The 21,156-nt window shown below is 55.1% G+C and carries 9 protein-coding genes, 3 tRNA genes and 2 rRNA genes (1 of these 14 only partly in view); 5 read left to right on the top strand and 9 right to left on the bottom strand.

Annotated elements, in window-relative coordinates; all coding sequences use genetic code 11:
• Window positions 1–63 precede the first annotated feature (63 nt).
• On the top strand, window positions 64–1,887 hold the full coding sequence (locus tag GBCGDNIH1_RS16200; protein ID WP_011631452.1) for an ATP-binding cassette domain-containing protein: 1,824 nt from the start codon (window positions 64–66) through the stop codon (window positions 1,885–1,887).
• Window positions 1,888–1,894: 7 nt separating this feature from the next.
• Here the strand turns inward: GBCGDNIH1_RS16200 and GBCGDNIH1_RS16195 are convergent, their stop codons facing one another.
• Window positions 1,895–5,896 carry a glycosyltransferase gene (locus GBCGDNIH1_RS16195; RefSeq protein ID WP_162288469.1) on the bottom strand — a complete coding sequence of 1,334 codons (4,002 nt, stop codon included), beginning with the start codon at window positions 5,894–5,896 and terminating at the stop codon, window positions 1,895–1,897.
• Between the two features lie 268 nt (window positions 5,897–6,164).
• Between GBCGDNIH1_RS16195 and GBCGDNIH1_RS16190 the strand changes: the two genes are divergently transcribed.
• The 3 genes from GBCGDNIH1_RS16190 to GBCGDNIH1_RS16180 all read left to right on the top strand — a co-directional run bounded on the left by GBCGDNIH1_RS16190 (window position 6,165) and on the right by GBCGDNIH1_RS16180 (window position 12,211).
• The gene (locus tag GBCGDNIH1_RS16190; RefSeq protein ID WP_011631450.1) at window positions 6,165–9,800 is read left to right on the top strand and encodes a glycosyltransferase; all 3,636 of its coding nucleotides are present in this window, start codon (window positions 6,165–6,167) and stop codon (window positions 9,798–9,800) included.
• Between the two features lie 4 nt (window positions 9,801–9,804).
• Entirely contained in the window at window positions 9,805–10,914 is a 1,110-nt protein-coding gene (locus GBCGDNIH1_RS16185) for an acyltransferase family protein (RefSeq protein ID WP_011631449.1), read from the top strand.
• Between the two features lie 94 nt (window positions 10,915–11,008).
• Window positions 11,009–12,211, top strand: coding sequence for a hypothetical protein (locus GBCGDNIH1_RS16180; protein WP_157691980.1), 1,203 nt, complete (start codon window positions 11,009–11,011; stop codon window positions 12,209–12,211).
• A gap of 67 nt (window positions 12,212–12,278) precedes the next feature.
• Here the strand turns inward: GBCGDNIH1_RS16180 and GBCGDNIH1_RS16175 are convergent, their stop codons facing one another.
• Entirely contained in the window at window positions 12,279–13,625 is a 1,347-nt protein-coding gene (locus GBCGDNIH1_RS16175; RefSeq protein ID WP_011631447.1) for a calcium-binding protein, read from the bottom strand.
• A gap of 437 nt (window positions 13,626–14,062) precedes the next feature.
• Between GBCGDNIH1_RS16175 and GBCGDNIH1_RS16170 the strand changes: the two genes are divergently transcribed.
• On the top strand, window positions 14,063–15,154 hold the full coding sequence (locus tag GBCGDNIH1_RS16170; protein WP_043452731.1) for a branched-chain amino acid aminotransferase: 1,092 nt from the start codon (window positions 14,063–14,065) through the stop codon (window positions 15,152–15,154).
• 36 nt (window positions 15,155–15,190) lie between these two features.
• On the opposite strand, the gene GBCGDNIH1_RS16165 is transcribed toward GBCGDNIH1_RS16170, so the two are convergent.
• From GBCGDNIH1_RS16165 to GBCGDNIH1_RS16135, 7 genes are all read right to left on the bottom strand, one after another.
• Window positions 15,191–16,219 carry an ATP-binding protein gene (locus GBCGDNIH1_RS16165; protein ID WP_238595336.1) on the bottom strand — a complete coding sequence of 343 codons (1,029 nt, stop codon included), beginning with the start codon at window positions 16,217–16,219 and terminating at the stop codon, window positions 15,191–15,193.
• Between the two features lie 433 nt (window positions 16,220–16,652).
• Entirely contained in the window at window positions 16,653–17,372 is a 720-nt protein-coding gene (locus GBCGDNIH1_RS16160; protein ID WP_025320937.1) for a response regulator, read from the bottom strand.
• Between the two features lie 171 nt (window positions 17,373–17,543).
• Window positions 17,544–17,620, bottom strand: a tRNA-Met gene (locus tag GBCGDNIH1_RS16155).
• Window positions 17,621–17,657: 37 nt separating this feature from the next.
• Window positions 17,658–17,772: ribosomal RNA gene (rrf, locus tag GBCGDNIH1_RS16150) — 5S ribosomal RNA — on the bottom strand.
• Window positions 17,773–17,873: 101 nt separating this feature from the next.
• Window positions 17,874–20,611: ribosomal RNA gene (locus GBCGDNIH1_RS16145) — 23S ribosomal RNA — on the bottom strand.
• Between the two features lie 355 nt (window positions 20,612–20,966).
• Window positions 20,967–21,042 (bottom strand) — tRNA-Ala (locus GBCGDNIH1_RS16140).
• Window positions 21,043–21,086: 44 nt separating this feature from the next.
• Window positions 21,087–21,156 (bottom strand) — tRNA-Ile (locus tag GBCGDNIH1_RS16135); it runs 7 nt beyond the window's last position.

Here is a 21,156-nt window from a genome sequence, read left to right as displayed (position 1 = left end):
TGCCTGAATACGATTACCAACCCCTCTCGCCAATCGACTGATACAGAGCGTAAAAGCGGGGCCATGGCCCCTCCCCTTCTTCTTCTGAGCGATATTCATCTGTCTTTGGGCAGCGCGCCGCTGCTGACCGGGGCTGAACTCAATGTTGCTGCCGGTGACCGGTTATGTCTGGTCGGGCGTAACGGTTCCGGTAAATCCACCTTCCTCAAGGTCGCCGCCGGATTGCTGAAGCCGGATAGCGGTACCTGTTTCGTGCAGCCAGGCACGACTGTGCGCTATCTGCCGCAGGAACCCGATCTGAGCGGCCATGCTACGCTGCTGGATTATGTGACAGCCGGGCAAGGCCCTTCCGACGACCCATATCGTGCCGCCTATCTGCTGGAGCAGCTGGGGCTGGCTGGGGAGCGCACGCCCGTCAACCTTTCCGGGGGGGAGGTACGCCGCGCCGCATTGGCGCGGGCGCTTGCCCCCGATCCCGACATCCTGCTGCTGGACGAGCCGACCAATCATCTTGATCTCCCCGCCATCGAATGGCTGGAAGCCGAGCTGAAATCCATGCGCGGCGCGTTGGTGTTGATCAGCCATGACCGAAAACTGCTGACCGATCTCTCCCGCTCCATCGTCTGGATTGATGGCGGCATCACCCGTCGGCTGGATCAGGGCTTTTCCCATTTCGAGGAATGGCGTGATCAGGTGCTGGAGCAGGAAGAGCGCGATCATCACAAACTCGGCCGCAAGATCGCCATGGAAGAAGACTGGCTCCGCTATGGCGTGACGGCCAGACGCAAACGCAACCAGAAACGGCTGGGTGATCTTCACTCTCTCCGGGCACGGTTCAAGGAGACCAGACCCGGCCAGTCATCACTCAAAATGAACGCGGCGGATGCCCAGCTATCCGGCAAAATCGTGATCGATGCCGAGGACATCTCCAAAAGCTTCGCTGATACAACCATCATCAACACATTGACCCTGCGTATTCTGCGCGGAGACCGGATCGGCATCGTCGGACGCAACGGCGCGGGTAAAACGACCCTCCTCTCCCTCCTGACCGGCACGCTCGAACCCGATACCGGCACGATCAAACTGGGCACCAATCTGGTGGTCGAAACGCTCGACCAGCGCCGTGCCAGTCTGGACGACAGCCGTACCCTTGCCGATACGCTGACCGAAGGGCGCGGCGATCAGGTCATCGTCAACGGCCAAAGTCGCCATGTCATCGGCTATATAAAGGATTTCCTGTTCAAACCGGAACAGGCCCGCACACCGGTCGGGGTGCTGTCAGGTGGGGAACGCGGGCGGCTTATGCTGGCCCGGGCACTGGCCAAGCCGTGCAATCTGCTGGTGCTGGACGAGCCGACCAACGATCTTGACCTCGAAACTCTGGAACTGCTTCAGGAAATCATCGCCGATCATCCCGGCACTGTCATCATCGTCAGCCACGACCGTGATTTTCTGGATCGTACTGTCGGCAGCGTCGTGGTCGCAGAAGGTAACGGCGTCTGGACGGAATATGCCGGTGGCTACAGTGATATGGTGGCGCAGCGCGGTCAGGGCGTTGGCGATGCCCCCATATCCGGCACGACCGGAAAACCGGCGGCTCTCCGTACCAAACCGGCGCAGGCTGCCGCCAGAACACCGTCACCAAAGGGCAGGCTATCCTATAAAGACCAGCATGCTTTCGATACGTTGCCCGCCAAAATCGCCGTTTTGGAAGAGGAGATCGCCCGGCTGCGAAGCAAGCTGGAGGATGCGGATCTGTTCAGGAAAGACCCGGCCACCTTCTCGAAAACATCAGAAGCACTGGCCACCACCGAGGCAACGCTGGCTGAGACGGAAGAACGCTGGCTGAACATTGCCTTGCTCAAGGAACAGCTTGAGCAAGGCTGAGAGTCTCTTACTTGTAGCGATACCAGGGCTTACGGATACGCGGCGGATAGGAAAGCGTGAACTCCGTCTGCAATGACAGATTGGGGTTGTAGGTGGGATCCTGCCCCAGCACATGCTCCCACTGCCGCAGCATATAGAGATACTCCCGATGTGCACGCTCGGCGTTGGATTGCTGTGTGTCTTCACCACGGCTGATGGATTCCAGATGATCCAGCACCGCATGAGGGGTCCAAAGGACACGCCATCCAGCCTGTTTCACCCGCAGACAGAAATCGACGTCATTGTAGGAAACAGGCAGGTTTTTCTCATCCAGCCCCCCTACAGTTTCAAACACATCACGCCTGATCACCATGCAGGCCGCCGTTACGCAAGACATATCCTGCACACGGACAAGCCGACGATCATAGCCTTCGGCATCGGGGGGACTCTGCCGGAAAACATGGGATGCCACACCGCCATGCAGGCCGGTGATCACCCCGGCATGCTGCACCGTTCCATTCCCATAGAGCAGCTTGGCCCCCACCACCCCGACATTCGGTCGCAGCAGCTGGGACACCATCTCCCGCAGCCAGTCCGGCTCCCTCACCACAATGTCATTATTGACGAGCGCGATGACCTCGCCTTTCGTCAGCCTGGCTGCCTTGTTGTTGAGGGCTGAATAATTGAAGGGGCCATCATCACGCAGAACCGAGACGCGGTCATCGTCATCCTGAAGGGCCTTCAGAACACGCGCCGTCGCAGGCTCGACACTGCCATTATCGACGATAATCACCTCGATCGCAGGATAATACGTCCTGTAAAGCAGTCCTTCGACGCATTGGCGCACGAGTGCCGCATGGTCCTTGGTGGGAATAATGATACTGACCAGCGGCGGCTGCATGGGCAGCGGATAGACAATGCGCGGCCCATGCGGTGCATCGACAATCTGTGCTCCGTCCGGGCATTGCACCTGAAGAGTATCGAGCCATTCCGACCGATCCGGGGCCGCCCGAACCCTTCGCTGGATGGCAATATGGGCTATGTGGCTTACTTCTGACGGTTCAGAACCAGCAACCGCCTGCGCCCACACACGATGCCGCCACAGCGCCCCCGTCAGCAGATCGCCATCAGGCAGCAGATCGCTTCTGATGGCCACCAGACCATCCAGCGCGCAGGGGTCACGCAGGCTTTCCTCAGACCATTCCGGATAGAAATGCGGTTGAACCTCTGCCCCGGCAATCTCGTCATCCGTGTAGAGCATGACGGCACCCGGTGCCTGATCCGCTTCAGCCGCCAGCAGATACAGGGCATGGGAGCGTAAATGGTCCCCCGGCTCCAGCAGCACCGTGTAAAAACGCCGTCTTATTTTTCCGGTCGGCAGCAATGAGGAGAATCGGCTGTCCTCCCGCGCCAGCGCCTGCCACCATTCAGGGAGTGGAGAAACATCGGGCGCTGACAACAGCAGCATCGTCCAGCGCTGATATGCTTGCTCCTGCAGCGACGTCACACAAGCCCGCAGCGTGGCCTCATCACCATCCCAGCGCATACGCACATCGAAGGTTGGACGCTCCACCAAGTTGGCCATATGCCGATGGATGGCCGCAATGTCCTTGTCATCCAGCGTATCGTAAAACTGGCTCCAGAGACTGAAATTACGCTTCCCGACGCGTTTCAGAATCTCAAGCCACGCACGCTGGACCGTTTTCGACAGGCCATGCCGCACTGCATACTGTCTGGCCCCCCGCACAAGCCGCAGAGCACGATACGCCTGATAACGGGCGACTGCCATTCTGCCTGGCGCCTGCCTGCCATCCGCAGCCACCGTGTTGACCAGTGCGGAAGCCATCGCAGGCCATGCATCCGGCACATGCCGCAGAGCATGGCTCTCTATGGCAGGGGACATGATCTCCGCCACCCGGTTTCTGAAGAAATCGGGGCTGTATTCCTGCTCAACACGCTTCAGGGCGGCCTGACGAAGCCGTTCCCACAAAGCCTGGTCCCGATACAGACGAGCGCAGGCGTCTGCAAATTCCTCTGCGTTATCGGCAACCAGCAACTCTTTCTCATGCGTCCAACCGAGCTGGCGCGCCAGCAGGGCAGTGGCCACAACAGGAACCCCGCGTGCCGCCGCTTCGCAGACTTTCAAGGGAATACCAGCCGCATAGCGGGTGGGCGCAATAAAAACCCTGGCGGTCTCGTACAATGCGTCCAGATCCTCGACTCTGCCCAATATGGCAATACGAGGCCCCTGTAGCGCCTTGGCACGGCGTGCGCCTGCACGGCCCGCCACCTGAAGGGTCCAGTTCTCCGGCATTGCTCTGGTCAATAGAGGCATGACATCGCTGGCAAACCACAGCAGACTGTCCAGATTGGGGGACGGATCGTCATCAAGCGCACCGACGAACAGATAACCCGATCTCTGATCGAAGCCGTTTCCAGTAGGGGCCGGTGCCTGTGCATGGCCCAGCACATGGACATCTGCACAACCTCCCTGCGTGAACAGAATTTTCTCATGCGGAGAGACGGTGACGATACGGTCTGCCAGACGGGCCATACTCATTTCCGCCTCCAGCATCTCCTTTCGTCTGGCTGCGCCGGGAGGATGACCTTCCAGCGTCATCTGGAGAATGCTGCGCTGTGCGAAAACCGCCTCCGCATCATAAATGAGGCGGGCAGACGGGCGGGTGGAAATATGGTCCAGAAACAGCCGCATATTATGGGGGCGGCTGACGAAAATCGTGTCGTAATAGCCATCCCGCTTATCAATCAGACGGCGCAGCCCATCCACCCCTTCATTCAGGGCAACTTCCACTTCCCGTGGGAACAAAGTGTAGATCTCGTCCCAGGAATCATTGGGGGTCAGAAGCGGATAATAGGTAACCGACCAGCCCTCCGCGACCAGAGCCAGAGTCAGTTCTGCCGCGCGGGGATAGCCTGCGCCGAGGGACGGAAACGGAACCCGGTCGTCAATAACCAGTACACGGCCCTTTCCACTGTCCCGGGCGCGGGCGAACAGGGGATCGGTTCCGGGAGCATGATGCTCGCGCTTCAATATCTGCTGATGCCGGGTTCTGAAGCGTTCATGGTTGGTTGCCTGCAATGCCAGCGCCGAGGCGGAAGAGGTCGCGCTGGCAAACTCGAAGTGATCGATCGCCGCATCAGGTTCGTACACAATTCTGTATCCGGCTTCCCGCAGCCGCATGCAGAAATCGGTTTCCTCGTAATAAGCGGGCGCAAAGGCTGTATCCAACCTTCCCAACGCCTCGAACGCCTTTCTCCGCACCAGCAGGAAAGCCCCGGAGCAGTAATCCACGTCACGCCTGAACTGGAATTCCGCCTCCAGAGGGTTGCGCCCCCTTCCATAGCCAAGGCAGGTGCCGTCGCTCCAGATAATGCTTCCGGCTTCCTGCAAGGTGCCGTCCGGCAGAATGATGGGGCCGCCAACCGCACCGATATCCGGTGCAGCGTTCAATGCGTTCCATGCCGCCTGCAACGTTCCCGGCCGCAGCATGGCATCATTGTTGAGCAATAGCAGCCCCGGACCCGCCGCATGGTCCGCCGCCAGATTGACCCCGCGCAGGAAATGCAGATTGTCCTTGTTCCTGAGGATCACCGCCCCATCAATGCGATCCAGCAGACGCGATGTCTCATCAGACGACGCATTATCTGCAATGACGACTCGCACCTGTAGAGGAGCAGCGTGCTCCATGATCGAACGCAGGCATCGGTATGTCAGGGGGGCCTGGTTATAAAGCACCAGCAAAATCGAGATGTCCGGAGTCTCACCGCCATAGAAAACCAGGCGTTCCTCCGAATCCAGAAAGCTTTCCAATTCCTGCCGGGCTTGCTCCCGGAAAGTGTCTTTGTCGATCCGCAGAACAGGCACACCAGGGCCGCCCGACGATGGAGAGGGTGGTTTGCCCAGTAGCCTGCCGGCGGAACGCTTTAAATTCCTTGATATTTTTCTGCGCAGCCGCCCCCAATCCAGCCTGCGGTCCTGCTGACGGGCCAGACCTGATATCCGAGCCATGTCCAGTTGAGCCGTCAGGACGGCCACCTGCGCCCTTAACTCAGCCTCTGAAAGCCTGGCCTGAGCCAGCTCTTCGCGTAAAAGGTCAAGTTCTGCTTCCGTCGATAGCTGGCCAGACAAAGTGTAAAAGCCCTTAATGTTCATATCCTCCGACCAACAGGATGGTCGGAGGAACCGCACTTGCACATGATCGCATGTCACGGCAGGAATATACAGGTTTGCTAACCTGCATATTTAATAACAAAGCATCTTTAAGAGGAGAAAGCGGTTGGGAGAAATCTTCCGCCAGGAACGAGCCAGCGATGGTCTCGAATTTACCGGTGAGCGCTTTACCTCGACCGTCTCTGGCCGCATCGAAATTGAACATTTGCACCGCTATTATCTGGCCAGGCATTTCTGCCGTGGGCTGGATGTGCTCGATATTGCCTCTGGCGAAGGATATGGGACGGCTATTCTGGCCCAGGTAGCACGCTCCGTCACCGGGGTAGACATCGCTCATGATGCCATTGCCCATTCTCGTTTACACTATCGCCGCCCGAACCTCACTTTCATGGAAGGGAGTGGAATTGCCATTCCATTACCGGACCAGTCAGTTGATAGAATAGTTTCTTTTGAAACCATAGAGCATTTATACGACCACCAATCTTTTATGGCCGAGTTGCGCAGGGTGCTGCGCCCGGGCGGTCTGTTGATCATTTCCAGCCCGGAACGTGATATTTATTCTCCCCCTGACCAAGGCTCCAACCCGCACCATGTGCACGAGCTGACACGCCTTGAATTTCATTCCCTGCTGCTATCGAATTTCAGGCATGTCCGCTCCATGGGACAACGCGCCTTCATTGGCAGCGCGATTGCAGCCGAACAGATTCCGGCTTTGCCCGGACTGGCAATACCTGCCAGTCCGCTGCCGCTGGTGATCGAACACCGTGGCGACCTGCATGCTGAAGCCTCCAACGGCCTGCCGCGTGCGACCTACCTGCTGGCCATTGCTTCGGATGATCCTCTTCCCGAAACGCCGGAAAGTCTTTTTATCCATACCAGTGATCTGGACAGAAAAATCTACGCCCAGCTTGACGAGCTGAAAGCGCTCAAGGAGCATCGGGAAGCTGAGATCGCGGATATTCAGGCAGGCTTTGCCAAAGATCATCAGATTATTGCCGAACAATATCGGCGCCTGAAATGGGTTGAACAGGAACGGGGCACCACACGGGCTGCCCTGATCAATACAAGGCAAACACTTGCCGTGGTGGAGCATGAGCTTCGACAGACCTGGAATGCCCTGCAGAATGCCGGCCAGCAATCCGAGAATATCCGTCAGCAGCTGGATAACGCCCATCATCAGATTGCGCATGCTCATCTACAGCTCGCCGATGCCGCCAACCATGCACAGGCATTGCAGCGTGAACGGGATCTGCATCTGGAAGAAGCCGGCCTGCTGCGGATGCGCCTGGCCATCGCCCAGCAACAGCCTCAGCGCTCGTTATTTTCAAGTGTTATACAAAAAATCGTGCCTTCATCATTGATGGTCCGATATCGCAACAGAAAAAAAATCAAACGGGCGTACCGCATCATCAAGGATAGCCCTCTGTTCGATGCGCGCTGGTATCTGGATACGTATCAGGATCTCGATAGCAGTAAAACTGATCCGGTTATCCATTATATTCTGTACGGAACCCAGGAAGAACGGGATCCCGGACCAGATTTCTCTACCACGTTCTATATCCGGCGTTATCCGGATTCGATCAGTGCCGGTCTGACGGCGCTGGAGCATTATGAGCTGCATGGCAGAAGCGAACAGCGCCAGATAGCGCCCTCCTCTCATGCCGAAGCGCCTGTCAAAGAGCCGGAACCAGTCATCGCGGAATACGACACAGAAGCAGACAATGCCTCCGAACCGGATGAAGTCATTCAGCCGCCAGTCTTGACTGCAGACGACAAACGTAAGCCCTACGTTCTGTGTATATCCGGTGAGCCGCATACGGCGGGGCATTTCTATCGGGTCGTTTATTTTGCCGATGCCATCCGCGCTGCGGGCGGCAGGGCTACTATTTGCACCATTCCCGAAGCCAGAGACGGCCACGAAATGGCCGAGGCTGATATTATCTATATTTGGCGCAGCCAATGGACGCCTGATACAGAAATTATTTTCCACCGTGCGAATGGTCGCAAGCTGCCGATCGTATTCGACTGTGACGATCTGATGTTTGAACCCGCTTTTGCAGAAAAGAACATTATCGACGGGATCCGCTCGCAAAATTACGCTGAAAAAGACGTCAAGCGGCTCTTCTCCCGCGTGCAGCAGATGATGCGCATTGCGGATTTCTGCACAGCCCCAACCCTGCCGATGGCCGCCAGAATGCACCGGCGGCAGAAAGCCACCTTCCTGATCCCGAATGGCTTTGTGGAATCGACATGGAGCACATCACGCAACGCCGTTCGTACACGCCATATACATGGACAGACGCCGCTGGTCCGCATCGGCTATGCGGGGGGAAGCCGCACTCATCAGAAAGATTTTGCCCAGATTGCTTCCATCGTTGCGGCAGCCCTGAAGGCTGATCCGGATCGTCGTCTGGTTCTGTTCCGGCGTGGTCCGTGGCCGGCCATGGATATTGAGGAATTCCCCGACCTGCATGCCATGGAGCACCAAATTGAATGGCGCGAACTGGTGCCACTCGAAAATCTCCCCACGGAAATAGCCCGTTTCGATATCAATCTGGCACCGCTGGAAGTCGGAAACGTTTTTTGTGAGGCCAAGAGTGAGCTGAAGTATTTCGAAGCGGCTCTTGTCGGCGTGCCAACCATTGCTTCTCCGACGGTTCCATATCGTGACGCAATCCGCCATGGGGTCACCGGTATGTTGGCAGACAGTCCGCAGGAATGGGCGGATGCGCTTGATCAACTGCTCAATAATCCCGACGCACGTCGGGATATGGCCCGGGCCGCATATCACGATGTGCTCTGGCGCTATGGTCCTGACGGGCGCACCGAACTTGTGGCGGGCTGGCTTGACCAGATGCTGCGCCCGGGCCGTGCGGCGGCATGGGCCTTTGAGCGGGAAATAAAACATCGGCAGGCATGGCCGCATCCGCTTCCGGAAATTCCCGAAACAGAGACTGTCTTCTTTCATGACAGCCTGCGGGATGCGGAAATGACGGTTATCATTCCCGTCTACAATTATCGTCAGTACATACTGGAGGCGCTGGAATCTGTCCGCGATCAAACGGTCGAGCAGTTGCATCTGGTTGTTGTTGATGACTGTTCAACCGATGATTCTCTGGAAGTCGTGCGTTACTGGATGGAAACCAATGCCGCCCGCTTCGGCCGGGCAGTGCTCCTGAAAAACAAGACGAATCAAGGTCTGAGCCTGACGCGCAATGCCGGCTTCAACGCCGCGGAAACGCTGTTCGTGCTGCCACTGGATGCCGATAACAAGCTGATGCCGGAAGCCGCGGTACGGCTTTATGAAGCCATTAAGGATACGGATGCAGCCTATGTCTATCCGTCCCTGCAGGAATTCGACGATGGCGACGGGATCTTCAGTGCACGGGATTATAATCCCGCCATCTTCCGACCCGGCAATTTCATTGATGCAACAGCTCTGATCAGGCTGTCCGCATGGGCCCATATCGGTGGCTATAAGCGCATGCCACTGGGCTGGGAAGATTATGATCTGTGGTGCCGGATGGCTGAATATGGATGGTATGGGAAACATCTCGATAAAATTCTTGGATTTTATCGGGTGCATGGCGAATCCATGCTTCGTACAACGACGAATAAAAGCCGGAATCAGGAAGATCTGATCAACGATATGCGCACCCGCCATCCGTGGATTCTGGACGGTATTTCTGCTGACAGTGATGAGCCGGGTGGACTGATTTTGCCATTGCCGGCTGAACCATAAGAAAATGTCCCAACCATCGGCCACCTCTGCATATGGTCATGCAGGAGGCTATCATACACGCTGTGCAGGTCTGGATATTTTCCGGGCCTGCGCCATTTTATGTGTTCTGTTCATCCATTATCTCAGCACATTTTCCCACTGGTTCGGCATACCGGTAAAAAACTGGCTGTTTAATTTCGGGCTGCTGGGGGTCGATCTTTTTTTTGCCCTCAGTGGTTTTCTTGTGGGTGGTCTGATACTTGATATCGTCGACAAAGGGCCGAGTATCGCCAATTGGCGCATTTTCTTATTGCGGCGCTGGACGCGGACACTTCCGCTGTATTATGCAGTCTTGCTAGTGCTGGCAGTTATTTATCCGCCCACAGAGCATCTGGTGCAGACATTGCTTCAGTATGCGACATTCACGCAAAATCTGCTGACACCGCTGCCGTCGCAAAACTGGTATGCCGTCACATGGTCTCTGGCAATCGAAGAATGGTTTTATGTTATCTTTGGCAGCCTGGCCATTTTAGGAAGTCTTCTTATTCGTAAAAGCTGGGCGATCGGTCTTGCCCTTGGCGTAATGATCATCGCCCCCCATCTGGCGCGATGGTTTTTTCTGACGCCTGAATTATTTGCCCAGGCATCTGGCACAATTGTCATTCATCGTCTGGATGGCATCGCATTGGGTGTGCTGCTTGCTGTTCTGTCGCGAAAAAACAGTCTGCTCTTCCTATACCCCAACCTGTTTTTTCTGATGGGGCTGGGGCTGATCATTCATCTACTCCTGTTTCCAACCCCTCTGCCGGGTCGCTATTTTCGAACCTATATCCTGACTTTGTACCAGATCGGTGCCTGTCTATGCCTTCCCGCCATGCTGCAGATCCGCCGTCTACCTGTCCTGCTGGATAAACCCGTCAAGGCACTCAGCAATCAGGCTTACGGGCTATATCTTTTCCATCTTCCTATTCTGGAACTCGTCAATATCTGGGTGCTTGAGGACAAAATCGGTCGCGGGACGGGTACGGTCATGATCATGACTCTGCCTCTTATTCTATCATGGGCATCTTTTCGATATTTCGAAATGCCTTTGCTGTCATTGAGACCAAAACAAAGATTTGCAAATGCCTCCTGAGCATACAGACCAGCAGCCCTCCCCCGATTTCCTTTCTTCGATTCCGTGGAAGCGCCAACAGTTTTATTGGCTCTTATTTTCCGCCTTCTGTTTGGTGACACTGGCTGTCCGGTATCCGCTTGGTCTGCATCATGCCACTTTGTGGGCTGAAGATGGCATCTGGTATCAGAATGCCTACCAGCACGGATGGTCGAGCTTATTGCTGCCTCATGTAGGCTATCTGCAAACTGCCTCCCGGATTGTAGCGTTGCTGGCCCAATCTTTGCCACTGGGAGATGTGCCGGTTTTTTTTGCTGTGATTGCGCTTCTGATACAGGCAGCCCCGGCAATATATGTGACCTCATCCCGTTTTGCGCCGCTCGTACCTGACTGGCGAATTCGCTTTCTGCTGGGTGGTTTCATGATCACCATGCCTTACGGGTTCGAGGAATTCGTCATTCTGACCAACACCCAATGGCATCTTGCACTGCTGGGCTTTCTGATCGTGATCAGCCCCGCCACTGCAACAACCAGGGGAGCCATTTGGGAATCTTTCTGTCTGGCCATTGCGGGCTTGAGTGGTCCCTTTTCAATTCTGCTGACACCATTTGCCGTTTATGAGCGGTGGCAGAGAAAGGATACAGCGGCTCAAAGGCGTCTCATCATCATGGGGGCATCCGCATTGATCCAGCTCGGGTTCCTGATGGTGTTTCACCACACGCGCACTCTCCCCGCACCACTCGGGGCTTCCGTTTCCGGTTTTTTCAAAATTGTCTCGCTGCAAGTTTTTGTGGGTGGGCTTGCCGGTTTTAACGGGGCCACCTGGATATCCAGGCAGCCATGGTGGGCAGACAGCACTCTGTTACCATTTATCGTGACAGTTTCTGGCATGTTCTTGCTGGCAGTGGCAGCCAAGACCGGGAGTTCTGCTTTCAGAAAGCTTCTGGTATTTGCCGCCCTCATGCTGACAGTGGCGATGATATCCCCTCTGGCGGCAAAGGTGGAACCACAATGGCAAGCACTTGCTCGGCCGGGAATAGGGGGCAGATATTATATGATGCCTATTCTGGCCTGGTTCACGGCCCTTCTTGTAGTGACCTTGCAGGCCAAAATACGTTCGATCCGTCTGGTTGGCATGCTGCTGCTCAGCACAACCCTGTTTGGTATTGTCATGGACTGGCATTATCCGGATATGCTGGTCGTTTCTCCTGCGGGTTTTTCCGACAGTGTTGCCCGTTTTCAAAATGCGGCACCCGGTAAGGTTATCTCGTTTCCGATAAGACCTCCCGGATGGAATATGTGGCTTCAGAAAAAATAGTTTGGCACTTTTGACAAAAAAAGCCGCCAGGAAAACCTGGCGACTTTCTTTTCGACAGCCTCAAAAATCAGGTTGTGGTGATTTGATTCTGGTTCAGCTGATTAACCCCGACCAGCGTGATTGTGGTCGAGTCAGACAGGGTAATCTGCAGGCTGGATGCTCCACCGACAACGGTTGACTGAGCAGCGTTAAGAACATCCTGCGCAGTCTGACCATATCCGAGGATAGCCAGATCAGAGCTGGCTTCAAACCCATAGATGCTGAGGTTACCACCGGCCTGACCATTGACCACGGCAAAGACATCTTCTCCACCACCACCAAAGATAGTGGCAGTACCAGCGCCACCGAAGAAGGTGTCGTCACCAGAACCGCCGAAGATGGACTGCCGCCCTGTTCCGCCTATAAACAGGTTATCACCGGAAGAGAAAGCGCTGGACAGGGTTACGTTACCATTGCCCGCAAAGAAGGTATTGCTGGCGCTGGATTGGGCCACGTCAATTTCACCGCCCGTGCCGCCATAGTAAACACCACCGACAGAGCCGCCGAAGACATGTTGCGTGCCACCACCATTGGTGAGCGAGAACGCACCGCTGCCCTGAATATACAGACCATTGCCGCTGCCACTGAACAGCGTTTCCGAACCGGAACCCCCGAATAGAGTCGGGCTGCCCGTATCATTGACGAAAGTGAGGTTACCGGATCCACCCTGATAAAAACCACCGCTGCTTTCGGCGAATACCGTATCAGAGCCAGCCCCCCCCATATACGTATCAATACCGTCAGAATGGCTGGTGAAGCTGAGGGAGGAACCACTCTGCCCACCCCAGATTTCCGAGCCATTACCGTAGGTTGCCACGGTCGCAACCCCAGAGCCGCCGACAAAAGTGTCCGTTCCCAAAGAGGCGACCTGCATGGAAGAATTGTTTCCGAAAACCAGGCTTCCTGCAGTACTACTCCCGCCATCGGTCATAACAGACCATGCGCCAGTGGTTCCGCCAACGATTGTATTATCACCAAGAGACCCCACAACAGTGCCAGATCCTTGTTCGAGCTGCAGAAGATTACCTGCCTGCCCAAAGAAGATAAGCTGATTATCGAGAGTGTTCTGGTTGAAATAAACCGTATTGGAGACGGCTCCCGCTGCTATGGGAGCAAGCACAGAAACCTCGTATCCCTGCGGAATACTGACACGTGCATTTGATCCTGGCTCAAAAATAGTGACGCTATCCGACATGTTTGTTGAAGATATCGGATTGATCACAGTATTCGGCTTATTAACCGAATAATTCTGTGGCAGAACACTATCCAGAAGCTGCTTTGAAAGCAACCCAAGGTTGGAATAATAATTAATCGTGAAGTTTGTACTATAGGCGTCGGTACCACTGGCACCTGGAACAGTGACAACGCTGGACATGGAATAACCCTCCGCTTCCCAACGTTCTGTTAGACGATGAAATAGATTTCATTCAAGCAATTTTACTATTTTTATAAATAAATAATCAGTCAAATATATTTTATATACTTATAGAATATTTTTTTCTATTATAAATCAACCTTTAGTTATTTTTATTATTACTATAATAATATTATGAACAAAGATTTTCAACCATACGGTTATAACCGATGATTTAAATTTTAGCTTGTTTTTGCACCCATTATGCTGGAGTGCCCCGCCGATGCTGCACGGCAGCATAGCGACTATCTCTGAGCATTTAAGCTGTGCACCACCGCAACATCGCCTTAAATATGTGACAGATCGCTTGGTCGTCGCACTGAGAGGTTTCTTGATCGGTGGCTGCTATACCTGCCTACCGTGCTGTTTCGGTCCTACTGCCCAGGAGTTCCCGGCTAATGTCTTTTCCGGTCACACGAACGACATCTCCGAAACAGCGTCCTCATGATGATGATTTACGCTTCGGGCGGACGTTCTCAGACCATATGTTCATTATGAACTATGATGAAGGGCAAGGTTGGCACGACCCTCGTATTGTACCGTACGCTCCGTTCACCTTCGATCCGGCCTGCTGCGTCCTGCACTATGCCCAGTCCGTGTTCGACGGACTGAAGGCTTTCCGGGGCGCAGATGGCGCCGTCCGTATTTTCAGGCCATCCCGCCACGCTGAACGCCTGAACCAGTCCTGTGAAAAGCTGTGTATTCCCCAGTTAGACCCGGCTTTGATTGAGGAGTCGATCGCGGCTTTGGTGCAGGTGGATCAAGACTGGGTTCCGGGCAAGGCCGGAACCTCTCTCTACATTCGTCCGACCGTCATTGCTTCGGAAACGTTTCTGGGGGTGCATCCCTCTCATAGCTATATCTATTTCGTGATTCTTTCCCCTGTCGGCGCGTATTATGCGGAGGGGCTGAATCCTGTGAAAATTCTGGCCACCGATACCCATGTCCGCGCCGTCCAGGGGGGGCTGGGTGCCGCCAAAACAGCGGGAAACTATGCAGCCAGCTTGCAGGCCGCCCGGGATGCGCAAGCCGAAGGATATACGCAGGTTCTGTGGTTGGATGGCGTTCATCGTGAATATCTCGATGAGGTCGGAACAATGAACATCATGCTGCGCATCGGGAATGAAGTGATTACCCCTCCCCTCAGTTCCGGGACAATCCTGGCCGGCGTCACGCGGGATTCTGTCCTGACTCTGATGCGTGAATGGGGCATGACAGTCAATGAGCGCCCCATTTCCATCCATGAGGTGATGGCAGCGGCCGAGCGTGGCGATCTTGCTGAAATGTGGGGGACAGGCACGGCCGCCGTGATCTCTCCGATCGGGGAGCTTGGCTATCGTGGGCAGAAGATCATCATCAATCGGGGAAAGATCGGTGATCTGACCCAGAAACTCTATGACACCATCATTGGTATCCAGTACGGCACCTTGGCTGATACCCATGGATGGACCCGTATCGTCGTCAAGGAGCCTGCTTCCGCAGCTGCGTAAAGTTCCGTTCCGTCTCCTCCCCTCGGTCACGTCTCGTTAAACAGGTAAGGTGACCGAGGCACAGGCCCCTCCCTCGCGGCGATTGCTAAGCACGACATCACCGCCATGAGCACGTAGAATATTGCGGGCAATGGGCAGCCCCAGACCAAATCCACCGGTTTCCCTGCTGCGGCTACCTTCCAGCCTTTGGTAAGGGTCGAAGACCCTCTCCATATCCTCGGGCGGAATACCCGGTCCCTCATCCTCGATGTCCATCCTGACCATTCCATTCACAGACAGGCTAATCCGTATGGTCGCGCTGCCCCCATAGGCGAGCGCATTATTCAGCAGATTCGTTATCGCCCGCTTCAGTGGCAATGTTCTTCCACGTACAGGCAAATGATCTGGACCTATATAGTGAAGCCGCTCGGTATAGTCTGGACGCGCATCAACTGCTTCATCAAGAATTGTCTTTGCCAGTTCTGGTAAATCAAGCAGTACCATCGGCTCCTGCATATCGGCATCTCGCCCGAATGCCAGAGTGGCACTGACCATTTCTTCAAGTTCATCCAGATCGGCGATCATGCGCCGGCGCAGTTCTTCATCATCAATAAATTCCGCGCGTAATTTGAGCCGGGTGATTGGCGTCCGCAGATCATGACCAATGGCGGATAGAATGAAAGTCCGGTCCTGTACAAAGCGACGGATACGGGCCGCCATCACATTAAATATCTGCGCCGCCTGAACAATTTCACGCGGCCCCTTTTCCTCTAACGGTGGGGCATTCACGTCACGCCCTAATGCTTCGGCAGCATGAGACAGGGTACGCACAGGGGCAATCAGACGACGGGTTGCCCAAATGCTTAGACATGCGGCTGTTAACGTCATCAGAATAAAAGCCGCCAGAAATGTTGGTGAATGCCACGGTTCAACAGGCGGAAGCGGAATGTACAACGTCAGCCACTGTTTCCCTGCTTTTCCAACCAAAGGATGCCAGGAAGGAGACCTGCCTTCAGACTCACCGGATAGATGCTCATGCATCTTATTATCCATTTCATCTTTAACAGATGGCATCTGCAGACTCACCTGCAGCATCCGCTGGGGCCTGTCCAACCTGACAATAATACTGACTGGATGGACCTCCTGCATCGGAGGACCGAAACTCATCCCCGCCCGCAGCAATTGCATCCATGTCTGCGGAATAGGCTGGGTATCACCCAGAGGAGGAGATTGGCTCAGAGCCAGCCGATAACCGGGCGGCAGATCCATACGCTGGATCAACGCCTGGCGCTCTTCCGGAGGAACCGACATGACGCTGCGATAAATCAGCGATATGCGACTTCCTGCATATCTTGCCTGAGCCAGTTGCTGAAGATCAATGCGATCCAGAGCATGAATGGCCAGCCCCGCCAACTGAACAATGACCAGAACACTGGTCAAAACCAGCGCCGTGCGGTTGGCGAGACTACGTGGCCATAATGGAAGCCTCATCATGACTGAAACGCAGCAATGAAGGTCATCAGATCATTTCAACGGTGGCAGCCAGCACGTATCCACCGCTCCGAACCGTTTTGATCAGTTGCGACTGACGACCATCATCTTCCAACTTACGGCGCAGACGGCTGATTGCCACATCAATCGCCCGATCAAAGGGGCCAGCCTGACGCCCCCGCAGCAGATCAAGTAGCATATCACGGGTCAAAACACGGTTAGGACGATCCACCAACGCGCTCAGCAAATCGTATTCTCCCCCGGTCAAGGGAACTTCCGCCCCTTGCGGATTGATCAGACGCCTGCGGGCTGGCTCCAATACCCATCCGGCAAAACGCCTGCTCTTCTGATTGGCTGTCTCAACGGTTCTCAATTCTCCTTCTGTCCGCCTGAGAACCGCACGGATACGAGCAAGCAATTCCCTGGGGTTAAAAGGTTTGGCAACATAGTCATCAGCACCGATTTCAAGGCCCACGATGCGATCCGTCTCCTCACCCATGGCTGTCAGCATAACGATCGGAACCAAAGACTGGGACCTAACCCAGCGAGCCAGATCAAGGCCACCTTCCCCCGGCAACATCAAATCAAGAACAAGCAGCTGAAAATGCCCGTTGACCCAAGCCCGACGCGCCTCGCGGCTATCACGGACTGCGGTCACACGGAAACGGTTTTTCTCCAGGAATCTGGCCAAGAGTTCCCTGATTTCCCGGTCATCATCAACGATCAGAATATGCGGCACTATTTCCATGCCACGACTGTAATCATCTTGTTGTACGATGGGGAGTAGCCGTTGCAATAAGTCACATTTCAGCGTGTCTAATCGCTGCTTGGGTGCTTATTGTATTGGGTACATACGAAAATAAGCCCATCCCTATTATTGAGGGATCGGCTTTATGGTTTCTATTTCAAAGTCTGGAAGTGGTTGCGGGGGCAGGATTTGAACCTGCGGCCTTCAGGTTATGAGCCTGACGAGCTACCGGGCTGCTCCACCCCGCGTTTGTGGTGGTAGGTAGCGTGAGGGGTGGGTTGGAAGACCTGGCGGCGACCTACTCTCCCGCATCTTGAGATGCAGTACCATGGGCGCTGGGGCATTTCACGTCCGAGTTCGGGATGGGATCGGGTGTAGTTTCCCCGCCATAGCCACCAGGTCGTCCAACCCACCTTTTTGGGTGGTGTTGTGATGGGATGTTCTGGTGTTTTTTAGGATGTGCTGTTTGTCATGTGTGGATGACTTCTGTGCATGATGGAAGTTCTTGAGCCTATCGGGCTATTAGGACCAGTTAGCTGAGTGCGTTACCGCACGTATACACCTGGCCTATCGACGTGATGGTCTTTCACGGCCCTCAGGGAGACCTGGTTTTGAGGTGGGTTTCCCGCTTAGATGCTTTCAGCGGTTATCCCGTCCGCACATAGCTACCCGGCTGTGCCGCTGGCGCGACAACCGGTGCACCAGAGGTGCGTCCATCCCGGTCCTCTCGTACTAGGGACAGATCCTCTCAAGTCTCCAACACCCACGGCAGATAGGGACCGAACTGTCTCACGACGTTCTAAACCCAGCTCACGTACCACTTTAATCGGCGAACAGCCGAACCCTTGGGACCTGCTCCAGCCCCAGGATGTGATGAGCCGACATCGAGGTGCCAAACCTCCCCGTCGATGTGGACTCTTGGGGGAGATCAGCCTGTTATCCCTAGAGTACCTTTTATCCGTTGAGCGATGGCCCTTCCACGCGGGACCACCGGATCACTATGGCCGACTTTCGTCTCTGCTCGAACTGTCGCTCTCGCAGTCAGGCGGGCTTATGCCATTGCACTCAACAGCCGATGTCCGACCGGCTTGAGCCCACCATCGCGCGCCTCCGTTACCATTTGGGAGGCGACCGCCCCAGTCAAACTGCCCGCCATGCAGGGTCCCGGACCGGGCTTACCGGTCTCGGTTAGACACCAGAAAAACGCAGGGTGGTATTTCAAGGTTGGCTCCACACAAGCTAGCGCCCATGCTTCAAAGCCTCCCACCTATCCTACACAGCATTTTCCTGGTGCCACTGCAAAGCTGCAGTAAAGGTTCATAGGGTCTTTCCGTCTGACCGCGGGTACCCCGCATCTTCACGGGGAATTCAATTTCGCTGAGCCGATGCCGGAGACAGTGGGGAAGTCGTTACGCCATTCGTGCAGGTCGGAACTTACCCGACAAGGAATTTCGCTACCTTAGGACCGTTATAGTTACGGCCGCCGTTTACCGGGGCTTCAATTCAGTGCTTGCACACCTCCTCTTAACCTTCCGGCACCGGGCAGGCGTCAGACCCTATACGTCGTCTCTCGACTTCGCAGAGCCCTGTGTTTTTACTAAACAGTCGCTACCCCCTGGTCTGTGCCACCCACACCCGGTTGCCCGGACATGGGTCTTGCTTATCCCGAAGTTACGCAAGCAATTTGCCTAGTTCCTTCGACATCGTTCTCTCAAGCGCCTTGGTATGCTCTACCAGTCCACCTGTGTCGGTTTCGGGTACGGTCTATTCGCTGGAGCTATTTCCTGGAACGATCCGGCTGCAGGGGCAATCCAGTAAGTCCCCACAACGCTTCACATTCGTCACTTCCAGCAGGCTCAGGAATATTCACCTGATTCCCATCGACTACGGCTTTCGCCCTCGCCTTAGGGGCCGGCTCACCCTGCGTGGATTAACCTTGCGCAGGAACCCTTGGACTTTCGGCGACAGTGTTTCTCGCACTGTTTGTCGCTACTCATGTCAGCATTCGCACTTCCGATACCTCCAGGAGGGGTCACCCCATCTCCCTTCACAGGCCTACGGAACGCTCCGCTACCGCGTAGATCACTCTACACCCGCAGCTTCGGTGTGTGGCTTGAGCCCCGTTACATTTTCGGCGCAGGATTTCTATTAGACCAGTGAGCTATTACGCTTTCTTTAAAGGATGGCTGCTTCTAAGCCAACCTCCTGGTTGTTTTGGAATTCCCACATCCTTTCCCACTTAGCCACAACTTGGGGACCTTAGCTGGCGGTCTGGGCTGTTTCCCTCTCGTCCACGGACCTTAGCACCCATGGACTGTCTGCCGCGCTATACTTCCCGGTATTCGGAGTTTGGTTAGGTTTGGTAAGCCTTTGGAGCCCCCTAGCCCATCCAGTGCTCTACCCCCGGGGGTAAACACGCGACGATCTACCTCAATAGATTTCGCGGAGAACCAGCTATCTCCGAGTTTGATTGGCCTTTCACCCCTAGCCACAGCTCATCCCCGACTTTTTCAACAGGCGTGGGTTCGGCCCTCCAGTGCGTGTTACCGCACCTTCAGCCTGGCCATGGCTAGATCACTCGGTTTCGGGTCTTCTACCTGCAACTTGACGCCCTATTCAGACTCGCTTTCGCTGCGCCTACACCTATCGGCTTAAGCTTGCTGCAAACAGAAACTCGCTGACCCATTATACAAAAGGTACGCCGTCACCGCAGATGCGGCTCCGACTGCTTGTAGGCATTCGGTTTCAGGTCTATTTCACTCCCCTCGTCGGGGTGCTTTTCACCTTTCCCTCACGGTACTTGTTCACTATCGGTCACTAGGGAGTATTTAGGCTTGGAGGGTGGTCCCCCCATGTTCAGACAGGATTTCACGTGTCCCGCCTTACTCATGTCCTTAATATCGCTATCGCATACGGGGCTATCACCCTTTGTCGCCGGACTTTCCAGACCGTTCCGCTACACAATATCAAGGCACTGGCCTGTTCCGCTTTCGCTCGCCACTACTGACGGAATCTCTGTTGATGTCTTTTCCTCCAGGTACTGAGATGTTTCAGTTCCCCGGGTTCGCCTCACGACCCTATGTATTCAGATCGTGATCTCCTTGCGGAGGGGTTGCCCCATTCGGATATCCACGGATCAATGCCTGCTCGCGGCTCCCCATGGCTTTTCGCAGCGTGCCACGTCCTTCATCGCCTCCTAGTGCCAAGGCATCCACCGAATGCCCTTATCGCGCTCAAGAGCTAACACAGATCGGTCAACCAATCCGTGCTCATCATGCACAGAAGACATCCACACCTTTCAGTGCAACGCTTCTGCGTGATTTTACTCAGCACATCTTAAACGCCTCTGATCATGATACCCTTCACCGTGGACGACAGGTCTCCCCGTCAATCCGGTCAGACAACCGGTCAAGGCATGCGCAGAGGCGCACCAGAACATATTCACCATAACAAAGAACAAATAGCAGAGCCTTCAACAAGAAGGCCCATCCCGCATGATATCAGAACCCGACCGGGGCCAGACTATCACCGGAAATTTTTAACCCATGCGACGATAAGGGAACCGGTCGGCAAACCGCCAGTCACCACACGCAATGGTGGAGGTGATCGGGTTCGAACCGACGACCCCCTGCTTGCAAAGCAGGTGCTCTCCCAGCTGAGCTACACCCCCATCACATCAAACCAGCCGCTTCCTCAAAAAGCGGCCGATCATCATGGTGGGCCAGGGAGGATTTGAACCTCCGACCCCACGCTTATCAAGCGTGTGCTCTAACCAGCTGAGCTA

Source organism: Granulibacter bethesdensis CGDNIH1, assembly GCF_000014285.2.
GTDB classification, from domain to species: Bacteria; Pseudomonadota; Alphaproteobacteria; order Acetobacterales; family Acetobacteraceae; genus Granulibacter; species Granulibacter bethesdensis.
The sequence above is the reverse complement of the archived record's forward strand: the minus strand, read 5'-3'. Positions and strand labels throughout refer to the sequence as shown.

Bases quoted from the DNA above. Each gene is read 5' to 3' on its own strand.
- GBCGDNIH1_RS16185 (WP_011631449.1), top strand. From the start codon at position 9,805: ATGTCCCAACCATCGGCCACCTCTGCATATGGTCATGCAGGAGGCTAT.
- GBCGDNIH1_RS16175 (WP_011631447.1), bottom strand. From the start codon at position 13,625: ATGTCCAGCGTTGTCACTGTTCCAGGTGCCAGTGGTACCGACGCCTAT.
- GBCGDNIH1_RS16160 (WP_025320937.1), bottom strand. From the start codon at position 17,372: ATGGAAATAGTGCCGCATATTCTGATCGTTGATGATGACCGGGAAATC.
- GBCGDNIH1_RS16200 (WP_011631452.1), top strand. From the start codon at position 64: ATGGCCCCTCCCCTTCTTCTTCTGAGCGATATTCATCTGTCTTTGGGC.
- GBCGDNIH1_RS16195 (WP_162288469.1), bottom strand. From the start codon at position 5,896: ATGGCTCGGATATCAGGTCTGGCCCGTCAGCAGGACCGCAGGCTGGAT.
- GBCGDNIH1_RS16170 (WP_043452731.1), top strand. From the start codon at position 14,063: ATGTCTTTTCCGGTCACACGAACGACATCTCCGAAACAGCGTCCTCAT.